This is a genomic window from Bacillus taeanensis (genome assembly GCF_003318295.1).
GTDB lineage: Bacteria > Bacillota > Bacilli > Bacillales > UBA6769 > Maribacillus > Maribacillus taeanensis.
In genome coordinates this window covers 22,895-40,054 of sequence record NZ_QOCW01000032.1, presented here as the reverse complement: position 1 = coordinate 40,054, position 17,160 = coordinate 22,895, and the positions used below count along the sequence as shown (strand labels likewise).

Genomic DNA, 17,160 nt, shown 5'->3' with positions numbered 1-17,160 from the left:
TCCTACACTAGCTCTTTTTAATTTTGAAACATTAAAGTTAATACCCGCTTTGTTTGTGTTGAAGCACGGGCAAGCCTTGATTTTTGCAAACCAACAATCCACAAAATGTCCCCATTACCGTCTACTACGATCGGCCAACTGTCTCTTTTAGTACGATCGATTTTTTGATCAATAAAAATATTTTTCACCTTTTTTGTACCATTAATTCCTAAAGCAGCAATTCGATCTCCAGGTTGTCGTGTTCTTACACATAATGGAAACGTTATGTGCTCTACATCACAAATACAAGAGTGTAGGTTATTCGGAAACTGTTGACCACTATAATCCTTAATATCTGCTGTTAAAACCCCGCTTGGAACATCTATAAAGCCTGGTACATCAAAGATTAAATTATAAGGCTCAGGCTTGTTTAACTGTTCAAATGTTAGAAAACAACGATCATAAGAACGAACAACACGCAGTCCCTCAGGAAAGTATAGTTGACCCGAAGGCCGCTCTGCATGAAGCAAAGTTAATAAATCTTCAATATGTATAGACGATAGGGACGATGGAATTGTTTGATAAAGATATTTTAATATTAGATGAATCACTCTTCTTTGTAAAGACATCGGCACCGATTGTAGGGCAGATACCGAAAAAATTATTTTATCTTCTGCTTTTTTTATTATTACTTTTCGATAATGTTTTTCTGCAACTTCATCCAAAAATTGTTCATCTTCATAAATAAATTCACTCTGCTGTTGAAAACGCTCATGAACGTTTGGATTTTCTTTTTTTAAAAAAGGCAGAATGGAATGCCTAAAGCGGTTCCTTACGTAATCATCTTTTTCGTTTGACGGATCACGTCTCGGTTTAAGCTGCATACGGCAGCAGTAGTCTTCAATTTCACGTTTTTCTAAACATAAGAAAGGGCGAATAATTTCCCCGCATGCAAACGAACGCTTCACCGGCATACCGGCACGACTTTTTCCAAAGCTTCCGCGAACTTGACGCATTAACATTGTTTCAATTTGATCATCTCCATGATGTCCTAGTGCTAAGTAATGTGCATCATATTTAGTCATAATTTTTTCAAAGAATTCATAACGGCACTCCCTTGCTGCAAGTTGGGCACTTATTTTTTGTTCTCTTTTATACGAAGTAACATTAAGATGGGTTCCCTCAAAAACAATGTCATTTTTGTGACAATATCCTTCTACATACCGGTAATCCTCTTTAGACTCCTCACCGCGAAACATATGATCAACATGTGCAGCAATGATCGTTAACTGCCATCGCTCTTTTAATTGTAATAAATAATGAAGCAGTGCCATTGAATCCGGCCCACCTGAAACTCCAATAACAACGCATGAACGTTTTTTTAAGAGTTTATGTTTCGTTATAAATTGATCAACCACTTGCAAAGCAAGACTTCCTCCTCTGCTTTAAAACAAAAACATTTTATTCTTTGCTTTCCTTTTTATCTACCCTAATCGCTTGCAGTTTACACTTTATTATAAGTTATTGATTTATTAAGTATAAAATATATAGGAACAAAATTAAAGCAACAATTACTAAAGTTTCCATCCCTCGGAAAAATGACTTTTTGATTTGTTTATTTTCCTTTTTAACCGGGGGATTTTTTATAACCTTTTCCCCTTTCCTTGTTTTCTCACTTTTTCTCCGCTGCATCGTATGAATCATATCTTGACGCATGGCCGCTGCATGATTATATTTTCCCTTAAGAGCGTTCATTATAATAGATTTATAACAATTTAACTGTTCATTGCTGCGAATCAATCGCTCCAACTGGGTAATGCCATCCCCTTTCTTTTCAAAACGCTCCGGGTAAAAGGCATTAATTATAATCATCGCTGTGCTAAATAAATCATAACTTGGCTCTGCTTTTCGCGATCCTAGTCCCCAATAACCTCGATCAAAAAACTCAGTATATTCTTTTATAGAGCGTCCAATAAGTGTTGTTCCGCCTACATCAATCCAGCAAACCTTTGGAGGAGGACCAACCACTAATAAATTATCAGGCTTTAAATCACCAAACACCCATCCTGCTTTATGAAGATGATCTAGATCATTGAGCAGTTGAATGATTAAGATACCAAGCCACTCCTTATTTTTGGTTTTCAAAAAATCTATAAACGGTTCGCCTCTCATATAATCCATTACATAAAATGGATAACATTCGTTATCTTTAATCCAATCATCCATATCAATGAAAGAAGGTCCAAGGGATTTTCCTTGGACTTTTGAAAACCGTTTTAATATATTAACTTCTGAAGTAATTCCAAGACTGTTATTTCCTATTTTCAAGGCTGCAAGTCCGTTTTTAGATTGTGCTAAATAAACCGTTCCTGTTGCTCCTGAGCCAAGCCTCTTAATAATTAAATAATGATTATGGTTCCACTTTCCAGAGATAACAGTACCTGCATGAATATTACATTCCTGATTCTTCGATAAACGCTTCATCTTCTATCATACCTTTTAAAGAACGTCTTGTTAAAAACATTTGCACAGCTTCTTTTAACGCTGGTCCTGTCGGTGTAATGCCTCCGGAGGAAAATTTTTCAAATGTATTTGTTAACTGTTGAAGACGCGGTGTCCAATTCAACAGTTTATCTACATCATTACGTTTCCCAGGAAATACACATAACGCAAAACGATTGCCTCCAACTCGTGATTGGAGGCTAACAGATAAATCAATTAATGCCTCTTGAACAGTCGGCAGCTTATCTTTCATGCTGGCACTTGTATCAACTAAAATACAAACATCTAATGGAAGTGTCTCACCAAGCTCATCTACTACTTCCATTACCTGCCCTCGCTTATCGGGGGGTAAGTCTTCCATTTCTTGATTTTTCCCTAATATCGCACTTAGTTCTTTGTTTACAACTCCACATATTGTTTGTGTCATTGCCTTTCTAGTAACCATTTGAACAGTTTGAGCGAACTGTTTTGCATAAACAATTTGGCTAACTCCGCCTCCGGAAAGTGCAATGTCTGCAATTTCTTTTATTCCTTGTTCTCCTATTACATCATCTGTTACAACACCAATTACATTTACTGTAATTCCCTGCTCATGGGCCAGTGCCGCAACAGCAATTGGATCTTCGCCCTGATTTGAACACCCATCTGTAATTAAGAGAATTTGCTTTAATGTCCCTTTTTTCATCGCTTTCCTCCTCCTTGCTTTACCTATCACACATCATCGACCATTCAGGAGGAGTTTATACGATTATTGGGCCTTTTTTCGATTTGTTGCAAAAGAATAACGTGGAATTGTTTGCCACTTTGGTAAATTACGCTCTATTTTTGCAACAATAACGGTCATATCATCCATAATTTGTCCTGACCTTGTTCGAATCACCTCTTCCATTAATAAGTCTGCAATTTCTTGCGGGTCCTCTGTTTCCATTTCTCTTATTTTTCGCTTAAGCCAAATATCCTTATTTTCAACATGATGAGCGCCATCATATATTCCATCACTCATCATAATAAGTAAGTCTCCCGCCTTTAACTGCTCACTTACTACATCAACATCAAACTCTTGGATCATTCCAATTGGTAGATTGCTTGATTGAATCGTCTTAACTTGATCACCTCGTTTAATAAAGCTCGGTGTGGAAGCAACTTTTAAAAATCTTGCAGATGCATTTTGTAAATCAAGAATTGCTAGATCAAGTGTTGAAAAAATTTCATCTGTCGTGCGAAGAGAAAGAACAGAATTAACAGACTTAATGGCAACTGTCTCATCAATCCCTGATTGAAGAATTTTTTGCAGAAGCTCTAGTGTATCATTGCTTTCTAAATGTGCACGTTCACCATTGCCCATTCCATCACTAATTGCAATCGCATATTTTCCTGAACTTAACTCAATGAGAGAGTGGCTGTCTCCTGAAACCCATGCCCCGCCTTTAGCTGCATTGGCAATTCCGGTTTCTATAATAAACGCTTTAGCAGACCCGAACATTACCCGACATTCACCATGCGGGTAATGAGCATGATCTTCATGCTTCACAATAATCGCTTCATCTAAAATATCTGATAAAAGCGGTGCAATGACTTTCTCACACTCCCCATGTCCTTTACAAAATGGAATCGTCATTTCTATATCAATATTCCCTTGTTTTACACTGTAAATATCAATATGATCCACTTCTAAGCCAATTTCACCAAGTGCTTCAATGATTTGATCTTCATGCTGGTAATGGTTATCACGTTCCTTTTGAATTTCTGTTGCAAAATTCCCCATTACTTTGGATACACCAAGAAGTTGATCGGCTACAAGCCTTCTGCTTTCTTGAACCTGCCTTCGCAGCTTTTTACTCGCTTCATAATGACTTAATTCATGGTGAATAAGTTCTGATACTTTTTTCGCTTTCACACAATGCTTGTCCCATTCTTTTTGAAAGAGATAATCTGCTGTTACTTTTTCACGGTCCTGCATAATTTCATTCATAAAGGTATATGTTTTATCAAACTGTTTTACCCAGCATTGTTCTTTCTTAAAGCAGTTTTGACATGTTTTGGCTGTTACACGGCTTAATAAATAATCAATATCTCGTTCATTTTGATCTTCTTCCTCTGAAAAGTTAAGTGGAGAAAAACTTAACGATAACGTCTGAAACAGAGCTGAAAACTGTTCAACTCGATGTGCTGTAACATCCCGTATTTTTCTTAAGTACTGCTGCTGTTCTTGAGAGTGTTCATTTGTCCCGGGAATATATCTAGCAATTTGAGAAATAGCAGATTTTGGAGTAATTAAAAATAAAAACAAAGCTGATAATGACTCAAGAAGAATCGGTCCCATATTTGCTGGATTTCCTTCGCCATACATCCCAATTAACAGCGTACCAATAAGTAAACCAATTCCCACCCCCATTTTTTTACCTTCTTTTAATAATCCTCCTAATAATCCTGAAAAAGCTAATAAGCTCATATGGTATAAGCTTGACACATTTGCCAGTCCAAGAATTAGTCCTGTAACAACACCGACCGTAGAACCAATGGCTGCACCTCCAACAAATGCGAAAACAAGAACAAGATAACGAGCTAAAATATGCTCAACTGATAGTCCATAAAGCACCCATCCAATCGTACCTGTCATAACAGATGCTAATAAAATAATAAAACAAATAATTTCCTCATTTTTTAATGAACGTTTTAATGACTTAGTGGATAAAAGGGGGATGCTTTGTAAAAAGATAACGGTTAATATGGCGCTAAGACCGCCTTCTACAGCAGCAATAAAGAAGTTAGTTGTTGTCATTGTTTCATTAAGAAAGTGCAGTATCACTCTGGCACTAACACTTGCACTAAAAACAAGAAGAGGCACGGTTTTTAATAAATGTTTTTCCCATCTCATTGTTAACTTTCGAATAAATCCGTAAAGCACAATGGCTAAAATAATAAATAAAATCTGATCAATATTTTGCGAAATTGATCCTAAAAGAAGAGCACATGCTGCAAGCTTTGCCCGATCCTTTCTTAAAAAAGCGACAGAAGCAAAAAAAGGTAAAGCAAAAGGCATCATTTCACTTAAGATAAAGGCTCGTCCTAATAAAAAACCAATCATAAACAGAAGAACACCGCTTTGAATAATCCTTTTTTCAATTTTTGCTTTTAAACGTTTAGCAAAATCCCATGGCATGGTTTGCGAACGATTTATCCACGCTAATCCTCTCATTTCCGCAACATTCCTTTCTGCTTTGGAAATCACTATCACACCGTCTAGATTCATTTATGGTTTTAATTAAAACACACCTTTTTTTCAATTTTTGTCAAAAGGTAAGAAGTGGCTTTAAAAAACGTTCGACTATATTCTTGTATCCTTGCAAATAAGAGAAACAGTTTCTTCTAAAAGGAAAAAAGAGGTAACATTACGACAGAAACTGCATGTTACATTTGTCGAATGACTAAAAACTTCACCTATCTTTTATTATTCCTTTAAAATTTTTTTATTAAAAACAAAAAGCAAGCTGCATGAAATTCATGCAGCTTGCTTTTTAGATGACCCGTACGGGATTCGAACCCGTGTTACCGCCGTGAAAGGGCGGTGTCTTAACCGCTTGACCAACGGGCCATATCTTTTAAAACAATCTAACTTGGTAGCGGCGGAGGGGATCGAACCCCCGACCTCACGGGTATGAACCGTACGCTCTAGCCAGCTGAGCTACACCGCCAAATTGTTTGCTTCATAAGCACATCTAGTATATTACAAGATTCAATTTCCCATGTCAATAGTTTTTCTAAAAAACTATTGAATGCATAATAAAAAGCACCTTTTTAAGGTGCTTTATTTATAATAGCATTGCTTTGCTGACTGTAAACAGCGAGTTATTATCCGCGACGTGAACCACGACCACCGCGCTTTGAATCTGTTTGACGCTTAATCGTTGAAAGTCTTTCTTCACTATCCTTTAAAAAACGGCTTAGCTTATCTTCAAATGAAAGTGTTTGCGGACCTCGGGGACCGCCAGGCTTTTTACCACCGCCGCCGCGCTTAAATCCTCTAGAATTTGAATTACCAGCTGGACGAGATGGACGTTCTGAACGCTCAGGGCGTTCTGGACGATCTTTAGCTTTTTTTATGGACAAGCCGATTTTACCATCATTTTCTAATTGAATTACTTTTACTTCAACTTCGTCGCCTACTGTTAAGTGGTCATTAATATCTTTAACATAATTATCAGCAACCTCACTAATATGGACAAGACCAGTTTTACCCTCAGGTAGCTCAACAAACGCTCCAAAATTTGTAATGCCTGTTACCTTGCCTTTCAACTTGCTGCCTACTTCGATTGACATGAAAGAAATGCTCCTCCTTGAAATTAAAAAAATAAAATTTCCTTTATTATACCGTGTGAAAAAACACCATGTCAATTTGTTCCGTTAGAAGAAGGTAATTTAAAAATGGTTTCGCCAGGCTTAGAATAAAAATAATCGCGTCTTGCAATTTCCCCGACATATTCAGGATTATTTAACTTCTTTATTTCTTCTTTTAGCTTACCTTCTTCTTTCTCCATTGTTGACAGCTGTTTTTCCAGTTCTTTCTTCTGTTGTTCTTTATCCGTGATTACTGTATTTTGTGAAATAAAAATAGAGGTAAACATCGCAAAGAGAATGCCGCATATAATACATAAAAAGGATAAACGACGGGCAAGTCCACGTTTTTTTCGTTCTTGAAAGTGCGCTTTAACCTGCTGTTCTTCTACATATGAAGACTGAATTTGCGCAACCCTTTTATCTTTAGCACTGAGCATAAATTTCCTCCTACTCAATCATCCTTCTTCTTATTAAACCATTTACTGAACTTATTCTTGAAGGATTCGAAAATTCCTTCTAGAAGAACAAGATGTTTTTTCCATTTATTAGGTATCATCTTTTTCAAAAGATAGCCAATCCATTTGAATGGAAGAAAACAAATTTTCATTAGAATAAGCAGTATTTTCATAGTAAGATTTAATACAATCATAACGAAGGCGAGTAAGAGTTGCAATAAGCGAATAGTAGGGTAAACCAGAAGTCCTAATACTAGTTTTTTAAGGAAATGAAAGGATGAAATCGTAAAAGTAATAATTTTTTCCAGTAAGAGCTGGTAGCCTTTTTGTAAAAAGGCACGATAGGCGGCAAAGCCGCATAATAAGGCAAGAAAGACGTAAAAACGAATTTCTCCTTCATTTACTTGAAGCAGTACATAGAAAATAAATAAGCTTTGTAAAATCCAAAATAAAATATCATTGCAAAATAATAACCAGTTCCATCTTCCGGGATGCATAAACCTTCCATACGTATCAACAGCGGCACCAAGCCAAATTCCCATAGCAATCATAGTCATCATCGTATAAAACTGCACCGTTAATGTCATTTAAATAGTTTGCCAAAAAAACCTTTAGTCTTGTCTCCATCTTGGTTTTCCAAATAAACCAAGTCAAAAATTCTTCCTTCAATAGAGACATGACCTTGTTCAACATTCAAATTTTTCATTTTTAGATGATGACCGCGAATTGCCAAATAACCCATTGTTGTTTGAAGTAAAAATTCCTCATTGTCAAAGCTCTCCACCTGTTTTACTCCTGTAATTTCAAGGGACTTCCTCCCCTTCATGACAACATCATGTTCAGGAGTTTTCATAACCTTATCCATAGAAGATTCATAATTGTATCGCTCCATATGCTATCCCCCTCTTTTCAAAATATATCTATGAAAAGAGAAAACAATTTAGAACAAGCTGTATAAAGAAAAGTGGAAGGCGCTTGTTTAACGGCTTATGACCTCGAGCCGTTAGCGCCTGCAGCTGGACATCTAAGAAAAGCGAAAGCGCCTTGCTCACCCCCGACAAGCATAAATTACTAAACTAAACTTAAAAAGCACAGAAAAAGAGCCTTTTTAAAAAGACCCTTGATCAACCGCTTCTTCCTTCACCACTTTATACATGGAGGAAGCTTCTTCTTTTTTTGACGTTTCTTTGATTTCTGTTACCTCTACTGTTACAAGACGATTTCCAAATTGAATATGAAGCTCATCACCTACTGTGACATTTGAACCTGCCTTTGCTGCATTGCCGTTAATACGGATGCGCCCTTGATCGGCGATTTCTTTTGCAACAGTACGACGCTTTATTAATCTTGAAACTTTTAAGTATTTGTCTAAACGCAATTATTTCACCGCTTCTTTTAATTTATTACCAGGTCGAAATGCTGGTACAGTTGATGCAGGAATTGTAATGGTTTCCCCAGTTTGCGGGTTGCGCCCTGCACGGCTTGCACGCTCTCTTGTTTCAAACGTACCAAATCCCACAAATTGCACTTTATCACCTTTTTGTAAGGCATCTGTTATTTCATCAATGAGTCCATTTATAACAGATTCAACATCTCTCTTTGTCACACCAGATTTTTCTGCAATATTTGTGATTAGTTCATTCTTATTCATCATAAAAACCTCCTTATTCATTCAACAAGATGGTATAAAACATTGCAAAAAATTAACATTATAAACAAGCTGTTGCTATATATTGTAATCGATCTTTTTTAATAAAAAAAGGGGGCATCGTCCTATTCCTCAACATAATTCTCGTTACTCATACATTTTCCTGCTGTAATTATAATTTTTTCTTTGCTTCTTCCCACCAAACATCGAGCTGTTCAAGTGTAACATCTTTGGGATTAAGGGAATTCTTCTCTAATTGCTGTTCAATGTAAGAAAAACGATTATAAAATTTGCGATTTGTTGCACGCACGGCTTCCTCAGGATCAATGCTGTAAAAACGTGCTAAATTTACAAGTGCAAAAAGAATATCACCAAATTCTTTTAACTGCTCATCCGCACTGTCTGCTTGACGGAATTCTTCTATTTCTTCTTTAATTTTTGCCCATACAGGCTGAACATCAGGCCAATCAAACCCAATTTTTGCTGCTTCTTTTTGGAATTCATATGCTTGATAAAGTCCAGGTAGTCCTTGTGGCGCTTTATCCAGTCGTGACGTAAACGTTTCCTGCTCTCCTGCCTTTTCTTTCCGTTTAATTTCTTCCCAGTTTTGAAGCACTTCAGCTTCATCCTTTACATTGATATCACCAAAAACATGAGGATGGCGCCGAATCATTTTTTCTGTTACGGCATAAATCACATCGTCAACAGAGAAAAAGCCTTCATCTTCTCCAATTTGTGCATGAAGCATCACTTGAAGCAGAATATCACCGAGTTCTTCGATGAGGTGGTCATCCTCATCATTATCAATCGCCTCTAATACTTCATACGTTTCCTCAACTAAATATTTTTTTAAGCTTTTATGGGTTTGCTTTTTATCCCACGGACAGCCGTTTGGTCCCCTTAATACAGCAATCACTTCACGCAGCTTATCAAACTGATGATAAAGCATTTCTTCCTCTTTTACAGGTGGAACATACACAGCTGTTAAGTTATTAAGCTCCAATACTCGATCAAGTTCATACAACTTAACTTCAGTAATCTTCTCCTCTTTGCTTCCAGCCGCCTCCACAATTTTAACTTCGTAATCATCAGGATACTTTTCCATTAATGTTAGCTTTACCTCAGAAGCAGTAAAGGCATCATAAACTTGTGTAATGATAATATGATGACGCATTTGGAGCTCCTCTTTTTTTAATGAGGTAGCATCAACAAGTTGAAAACCTTCAACAGGGTCAATTTTTAATGCTGTAAACATGGGATCAAGAAAACTTTGGCCTCCTTCAATGTGAAGGGAAATACCATGCTGAACTGCTTCTTCAAGCAAAAGCTGTACCGTTTTTTCAGCTACAAGCGGGTGTCCTGGTACTGCATAAATCAGTTCCCCCTCTTTTACTTCTTCAAACAATTGATCCACAATTTTCCGGTAAGTTTCTTCAAAGTTATTTGTAGACTCATAAATCTCATCAAACGATTTGTATAACATACCTTCCTTTTCCAAATCTGTTACAACTGGATGACCTTTAGTGCGTAAAAATAGATTTTTTACCTCTTTTAACTTTTTATAAATACCAAGAGGAAGCTGCTCAATATCTCCTGCTCCTAGTCCAATAACCGTTATACGAGTCATGTAGTTACGCTCCTTTTTGCGTTAATTTAAGATACAATACTACCAGCTTATCACCTTTTGGGAGCTCCAGCAGTTCTTCTTTAGAAAACACTCTTAAATAAAGTAAACTTAAAAGATAGATACTGCCGCCAATGATCACACTTGTAAGAGACGTAATCATCGCTGCAAACCGTTCACTTTCCAACGAAATAAGCAAGGTTTTAAGCGAGCTTTGCCAAAGGAAAATACTTAACACCATTAGCAGCATACTAATAAGAATTCTCATGCTGTGAAAAGGACCATTTTTTAAAAAGACATTTGTTTCTCTTTGCACACTCATTATATTTAAAAAAGCTATGACCGCAAAACCGAGGACTGTTCCTAAAGCAGCTCCCATAATCCCAATAAAAGGTATCAATATAATTGTTAAAATAGCTTTTATAACAATTCCCATTACTACATGTTTTGCAGGTTTATAAGTAAAACCAAGGCCCTGCAAAATTCCTGCAGCCGTCATCGCGATTGATGTAAACAAAATGGTAACACCTAAAACGCCTAATACTACCGATAAAGAATGGTCTTTAAATAACATGATATTTGTCGGTCTAATGACTGCCGCTAAACCAGCTGCTGCGCCTGTACCAACAATAAAGCTAATTTTTAAAGCAAGAGATGTTTTTTCGCGAATGTATTTATTATTGCCTTGTAATTTTGCTTTCGTCATCATCGGTACAATCGCTAACGCAAGAGATGTTGCAAGGACAGTGCCAAATTGCAAAAGCGGTTGACCGCGATCAAATATTCCTTTTGTTAGTTTTGCCATTTCGAGCGGCATTCCAAACTTTTTTAATTCACTTAAAATGATAAGAGAATCCACTAATTGAAAAGCTGAGAGTGACAATGCACTTATACAAACAGCAGATCCTTCAATTAATAACCGCTTTACAATTTGAAAAGAATCTTGAATAGGATACCTTTGAAACCACTTAAATGATAACTGATACTGCCGATAAAAAATAAAAAGGGCAATAACTCCAGCCAAACCTCCGATAAATGAACCAAAAGCCGCTCCTGCTCCTGCAAGATAAGGGCTAGATCCACTGTAAATTAAGAATAAAGAAAGACAAACAATGGTTATCACTCGAAAAACCTGTTCAAACACTTGAGAAACAGCAGTTGGCTTTATCATTCCTTTTCCTTGAAAGGCACCGCGCATGACTGCAAGAAAGGGCATAAACAGAAAAGCTAAAGACATGCTTTGAAATGGAAACACAAGCTTTGGATCGCCAATAAATACTGAAAGCTTTTCAGCTCCAAAAAACAACCCAAAAAAACAGAGCAGACTCAAAAAAGTTAACGTCCAAAAAGAAACAACGATAACCTGCTCAATTCGCCATTTCGCTTCTTGTTCATGATATTCTGAAAGAAATGCAGAAATAATAACAGGAAATCCATACATTGCTAAAATTAATAAAATTCCATAAAAAGGATAAACCTGCTGATAAACATAAAACCCGATATCTCCAGCAATATTTTGATAGGGAACTCGATAACCTACACTTAATATTTTCGTTAAAAATGCAGCGATCGTTAAAATCATCGTACTTTGCCAAATAACGCTGCGATCATCTTCTTTCATGAAGCCGCCCCTTCCCCCGTAAATCCAATTACAACCTATCCGTATTATAAAGAGCATTTTTTATTGTTTCAACAGAAAAGAAGAGGCCGTTCCTGCCTCTTCCTTCATGGTAATCCACTAATTTTTATTTTTTAAAAATTACGGTTATGTTTTGTTCTATTTTTGGCTATCCTTTTTACTGTTCCATCTGCCGTGCTAAAAACCCTGCAGCCGTTTCAGCAAGCTTTTGTTCAACTGCGCCTACAGTTTCTTCTTCTTTGGCAGTAAGAACGACAGTACCAATTGGATCACCATTCGCAATAATAGGTGCGATCACATAAGAACTAGAATGTTCCATTCCGTCTATGAGTTCAACACCTTCACTCGACTCTTGAAGAAGTGTTGCACGGTCATTCATCGCTTTTTCGATTGTGGTTCCAATCGATTTGTTTAAGTATTCTTTTTTTGAACCCCCTGAAACAGCGATATATGCATCACGATCAGAAATTAAAACGAGATGACCAGAATGTTCTGCTAATGATTCAGCATACTCTTTTGCGAAATCACCAAGTTCACTAATTGGCGAATATTTTTTTAAAATCACTTCTCCATCACGGTCTACAAAGATTTCTAGAGGATCACCTTCACGAATTCGTAATGTTCTCCGAATTTCTTTCGGAATGACTACGCGTCCTAAATCATCAATACGACGAACTATTCCCGTTGCTTTCATTTCTTCGATGCCTCACTTTCTTTGGTGTAAAAACTGGAACAATGACATAAATGGTGTTTAATTTTGAAGATTTCACCAATGCCTTTCTTTTATTATCCGTCTTCCTTTCCTTTCTATACACAATGATTGGAAAAATGTTAGAAAACCATACATATAAGAAAAGCGCAAGCGCCTTGTTCACCCCCGACAAGCAAATGTTCTTACAACGAAAAGACGCTTTTTGCCTTTACGGCGTAAGGTTATTTGACTCGAGGGGGTAGGGGCTGGAGCTGGACACCAAAACTTATACTTTCTGATCTAATATAAAATCGGTATTGCCTTAATTAGACAATACCGATCACATGTTGTTAAGAATTCACTGTTTCTTTACAGGCGCCCTTAGCGGTTTCTAAAATAGTTTCAAGCTGCTCACAAAGCTGCTGCTGGGAATACTTTTTTGCATCAAACACAATTTTAACTTTCTCACCGTCAGAACCAAGACGAACATCTCTGCCAAGTTTGCTGACGCCCTCGAATAGCTTCGGAATATCCACGATCTCTCCTGCTTTTTCTGTGAATAAAAGCGTTACTTCCTGCTTTTTCTGTACAACGGATTCGATTTGAGCCTGTTTTGCCATTACTTTAATTCGCGAAATGGAAAATAAATATTCCACTTCCTCTGGGAACATACCAAAACGATCAATCATTTCATCTTTTAAATCATAAATGTCCTGCATATCTTCCAATGATTTAAAGCGTTTATACATATCAATTTTTTGACGTTCATCTGAAATATAACCAGCTGGAATATACGCATCAATCCCAAGATCAACTTCCACAGAAATAGCTTTTTCTTCTGAACTATCTCCTCTACGCTCTTCGATAGCTTCTTTAAGCATTTGAGAATATAGATCAAATCCAACTGAATCAATAAAGCCGTGCTGTTCTGCTCCTAATAAATTACCTGCTCCGCGAATCGTTAAATCACGCATGGCAATTTTAAAGCCTGATCCAAGTTCTGTAAATTCTTTAATAGCCTGCAGACGTTTTTCAGCTTCCTCTGATAATACTTTATCTTTTTGATACGTAAAGTAAGCATAGGCCACCCGGTTTGAACGCCCTACACGTCCTCGCAGTTGGTATAACTGCGAAAGACCCATTTTATCTGCATTATACACAATTAATGTATTTACATTTGGAATATCTACACCTGTTTCAATAATCGTTGTGCTGACGAGCACATCATATTCACCTTCTAGAAAATTAAGCATAACGGCTTCAAGTTCACTTTCACTCATTTGTCCATGAGCATAAGCTACTCTCGCATCAGGCACAAGAGCAGAAATTTGTTCAGTCATTTGTTGAATCGTTTCAACCCGATTGTATAAAAAATATACCTGTCCATTCCGTGCTAGTTCACGCTCAATCGATTCTCTTACAAGCACTGGATTGTATTCTGCTACATAAGTTTGAACAGGAAAACGATTTTCAGGGGGTGTTTCAATAACAGATAAATCCCGCACCCCGAGCATGGACATATGAAGCGTTCGAGGAATTGGTGTAGCCGTTAAGGTTAACACATCAACATTTGCTTTCATTTTTTTAATTTTTTCTTTATGTGTAACCCCAAAACGCTGTTCTTCATCAACAATAAGCAAGCCTAACTCTTGAAACTTTAAATCTTTTGAAAGGAGACGGTGGGTGCCAATTACAATATCAACGACACCTTCTTTTAACCCTTTAATGGTTTCATTTTGTTCTTTGCGAGTCCGAAAACGACTTAATAACCCAATATTAATTGGATGTTCACTAAAGCGTTCGCTAATTGTTTCATAGTGCTGCTGAGCTAAAATCGTTGTTGGAACTAATAAAGCAACTTGTTTGCCAGCCATAATAGCTTTAAAAGCGGCACGAATGGCCACTTCTGTTTTTCCATAGCCTACATCTCCACACAGCAAACGATCCATTGGACGCTCTTTTTGCATATCCACCTTTATTTCCTCAATCGCTCTTAACTGATCTTCTGTTTCTTGATACGGGAAGGCAGATTCAAATTCCTGCTGTTCAAGTCCGTCTTTTGGAAAAGCAAATCCTTTACTTGCTTCCCTTTCTGCATAAAGTTTAATTAAATCATCTGCAATATTTTCAACCGAAGATTTGACCCGCTTTTTCACTTTCTTCCAATCATTTCCACCAAGTGCATAGATTTTTGGTTCCTTTGCTTCTGAACCAACATATTTTTGTACTTGATCAATTTGTTCAACAGGCACATAAAGCGTATCATTTCCTGCATATTTTACATGTAAGTAGTCTTTATGAATGCCGTTAATTTCAAGCGTCTCAATCCCTAAATATTTTCCTATCCCATGATTAACGTGAACAATGTAATCGCCTACTTTTAGTTCTGAATAACTTTTAATGCGCTCTGCATTGGAAAGCTTTGCATTACGGCGAGGTTTTCGAGCCTTTTTTGTAAAAACTTCTTCTTCTGTAATCACAGCAAGCTTTTGGATTGGCATTTCAAAGCCGCTGCTTAAATCGCCAATCATAATTTGAACTTTTCCTTCAAGAAGAGCTACCTTCTCATCGGTAATGATTGATTCAATATCTTGATCTGCTAATACTCGTTCAAGTCGTTTTGCTCGTTCCTTGTTTACTGTAAAAAAAACGATTGCAAAGTTCCCTTTTAACCATCTTTCTACTTCCGCTTTTAGCACATTCATTTGACCATGGAAGTCCTGCATCGCTTTACAGTTTACATTTACAATATTTTCCGGATTCGTATGCGGTACATGCCTTAAAAGCAGCGATAAATAAAGAACTGACGAACTTGCTTTTCCAATAATCTCTTCAAATGAAGCCGACATTTTAAGATCAGTAATACAATCTCCTTGATGCAAGAGCGATGTTAGCCATTCCGCTTCTTCTTTATCAAGACTAACTGACATTTCTTGAATGCGGCTAATTTCATCAAATACTACAAGTCCATTTTTCGGAAGATAGTCTAGCAAGCTTTCAGGATGCTCATAAAGCAATGAAGTATATTTATAGATTCCTTGAAAAACCTCTTCATTTCCAAGACGCTCAATTTCATAGGAAACTTTCTCATTCATTGATTTTTTTACACTTTGATCTTTAATTTTTGAGAGAGAATCGTGAAGGCCCTTTTCCAGCGCTTCTTTTCCGCGTTTGAAATGGTCACCCCGCAAAATGACTTCTTCAGCAGGTCCAATGGTGACCGTTTCGATCATCTGATCAGAGCGCTGTGTTTCAATTTCAAAATAGCGAATCGAATCAATCTCCGTATCAAACAGTTCAATTCTTAACGGCTTTTCTTCAGTAAGCGGGTAAATATCAATAATGCCGCCTCTCATACTAAACTCACCTGGGGATGCAACCATCGGCACCCGTGTATACCCTATTTGGATGAGCTCTGTTAACATTTTATCAACATGAAGCTCCGTACCCGTTTGAAAGGTATACTGACTTGCCTGCCATAATGATTTTGGCGGAAGCAACCTTTTTACACCTGCAATAGGTGCAATAATAATTCCCCTATTATGCTTACTCCAATAGTTTAATGCTTCTACACGCTGGCTTTTTAATTCCGGACTTGCCGCTGCAATATCCGATGAGATGAGTTCGTTTACAGGATACATAAACACCTCATCACCGCTTACCAGCTCACTTAAATCTTCATAAATTTTTTGAGCTTGATATAAGTTATGAGTTAAAATAAGCTGCGGGTGCTTTGTTTTCTCATAAATTGCTGCAGTTAAAAGCGTTCTAGCTGAACCTGACAATCCTGTCACGAGCTGCTCCTTTAATCCCTCTTCAATGCCGCTTAAAATGGTTTCAATATTATTTTCTCTACTAAAATACTGCCTCAATCCTAACATGTTTGTTCTCCCCCCTTACACAACTTCAAAACATACAATCATAACGTTTAGACCCCAATAGAGAACTGGAAATCTCTTGGGGCTGTTTTATTATGAAAACGCAATAGAAAAACGCTTTGGTAAAAACCAAAGCCACCTATTGGATGAAACGATCTAATTGGTGATAGACCGGGTTTCTTTCTAAAGCTTCTTGACAATCCTCACAAATTATCTTAACAACTGTATTTCCTTGATAATCTGTTTCAATCATTTCCATTCGCTCTTCATTTGTTAACAGATGAAAACCAAGCTGCTCGATGTGAAGGCTTTTTTCCTCCAACACACCTACATTTACTCCGCAGTGACGGCAGTTATAATAAATAGCCACAAACAAACAGTCCCTTCTTAACATTCTATTATTATT

The 17,160-nt window shown here is 37.0% G+C and carries 15 protein-coding genes and 2 tRNA genes; all 17 read right to left on the bottom strand.

All coding sequences use genetic code 11. The annotated features are described in order from the left end of the window. Positions 1-17: 17 nt before the first annotated feature. Positions 18-1,397: a tRNA lysidine(34) synthetase TilS gene (gene tilS, locus DS031_RS21040; RefSeq protein ID WP_245947594.1), complete on the bottom strand. Its 1,380-nt coding sequence runs from the start codon at positions 1,395-1,397 to the stop codon at positions 18-20. A gap of 103 nt (positions 1,398-1,500) precedes the next feature. Then, entirely contained in the window at positions 1,501-2,463 is a 963-nt protein-coding gene (locus DS031_RS21035; RefSeq protein WP_113808165.1) for a protein kinase domain-containing protein, read from the bottom strand. Next, positions 2,432-3,166 carry a VWA domain-containing protein gene (locus tag DS031_RS21030; RefSeq protein ID WP_113808164.1) on the bottom strand — a complete coding sequence of 245 codons (735 nt, stop codon included), beginning with the start codon at positions 3,164-3,166 and terminating at the stop codon, positions 2,432-2,434. The genes DS031_RS21035 and DS031_RS21030 overlap by 32 nt, the downstream gene beginning before the upstream one ends. Positions 3,167-3,229: 63 nt before the next feature. Further along, positions 3,230-5,710 (bottom strand): stage II sporulation protein E, encoded by a 2,481-nt coding sequence (spoIIE, locus tag DS031_RS21025; protein ID WP_425452004.1) that lies wholly within the window; start codon positions 5,708-5,710, stop codon positions 3,230-3,232. 294 nt (positions 5,711-6,004) lie between these two features. After that, positions 6,005-6,076: transfer RNA gene (locus DS031_RS21020), tRNA-Glu, on the bottom strand. A gap of 23 nt (positions 6,077-6,099) precedes the next feature. After that, a tRNA-Met gene (locus tag DS031_RS21015) sits at positions 6,100-6,176 on the bottom strand. A 157-nt stretch (positions 6,177-6,333) separates the two neighbouring features. After that, complete coding sequence (locus DS031_RS21010) at positions 6,334-6,801, bottom strand: S1 domain-containing RNA-binding protein (protein WP_113808163.1); 468 nt, start codon at positions 6,799-6,801, stop codon at positions 6,334-6,336. A 71-nt stretch (positions 6,802-6,872) separates the two neighbouring features. Continuing rightward, the gene (locus DS031_RS21005) at positions 6,873-7,256 is read right to left on the bottom strand and encodes an FtsB family cell division protein (protein WP_113808162.1); all 384 of its coding nucleotides are present in this window, start codon (positions 7,254-7,256) and stop codon (positions 6,873-6,875) included. 14 nt (positions 7,257-7,270) lie between these two features. Beyond that, entirely contained in the window at positions 7,271-7,861 is a 591-nt protein-coding gene (yabQ, locus tag DS031_RS21000) for a spore cortex biosynthesis protein YabQ (RefSeq protein WP_113808161.1), read from the bottom strand. Then, the gene (yabP, locus tag DS031_RS20995) at positions 7,858-8,166 is read right to left on the bottom strand and encodes a sporulation protein YabP (RefSeq protein WP_113808160.1); all 309 of its coding nucleotides are present in this window, start codon (positions 8,164-8,166) and stop codon (positions 7,858-7,860) included. Before yabP ends, yabQ begins: the two co-directional genes overlap by 4 nt. Before the next feature lie 216 nt (positions 8,167-8,382). Further along, on the bottom strand, positions 8,383-8,652 hold the full coding sequence (locus DS031_RS20990) for an RNA-binding S4 domain-containing protein (RefSeq protein ID WP_113808159.1): 270 nt from the start codon (positions 8,650-8,652) through the stop codon (positions 8,383-8,385). Further along, on the bottom strand, positions 8,653-8,925 hold the full coding sequence (locus DS031_RS20985; protein WP_113808158.1) for an HU family DNA-binding protein: 273 nt from the start codon (positions 8,923-8,925) through the stop codon (positions 8,653-8,655). 169 nt (positions 8,926-9,094) lie between these two features. Further along, positions 9,095-10,549, bottom strand: coding sequence for a bifunctional methyltransferase/pyrophosphohydrolase YabN (gene yabN, locus DS031_RS20980; RefSeq protein WP_113808157.1), 1,455 nt, complete (start codon positions 10,547-10,549; stop codon positions 9,095-9,097). 4 nt (positions 10,550-10,553) lie between these two features. After that, a complete protein-coding gene (locus tag DS031_RS20975; RefSeq protein WP_181833274.1) occupies positions 10,554-12,167 on the bottom strand; it encodes a putative polysaccharide biosynthesis protein in 1,614 nt (537 codons plus the stop codon). A 175-nt stretch (positions 12,168-12,342) separates the two neighbouring features. Further along, on the bottom strand, positions 12,343-12,879 hold the full coding sequence (gene spoVT, locus DS031_RS20970; RefSeq protein ID WP_113808155.1) for a stage V sporulation protein T: 537 nt from the start codon (positions 12,877-12,879) through the stop codon (positions 12,343-12,345). Between the two features lie 347 nt (positions 12,880-13,226). Further along, positions 13,227-16,757, bottom strand: a complete 3,531-nt coding sequence (mfd, locus tag DS031_RS20965) for a transcription-repair coupling factor (protein ID WP_113808154.1) — start codon at positions 16,755-16,757, stop codon at positions 13,227-13,229. A 136-nt stretch (positions 16,758-16,893) separates the two neighbouring features. Continuing rightward, positions 16,894-17,124, bottom strand: a complete 231-nt coding sequence (gene fin / locus DS031_RS20960) for an anti-sigma-F factor Fin (protein ID WP_113808153.1) — start codon at positions 17,122-17,124, stop codon at positions 16,894-16,896. Between the last annotated feature and the right edge of the window lie 36 nt (positions 17,125-17,160).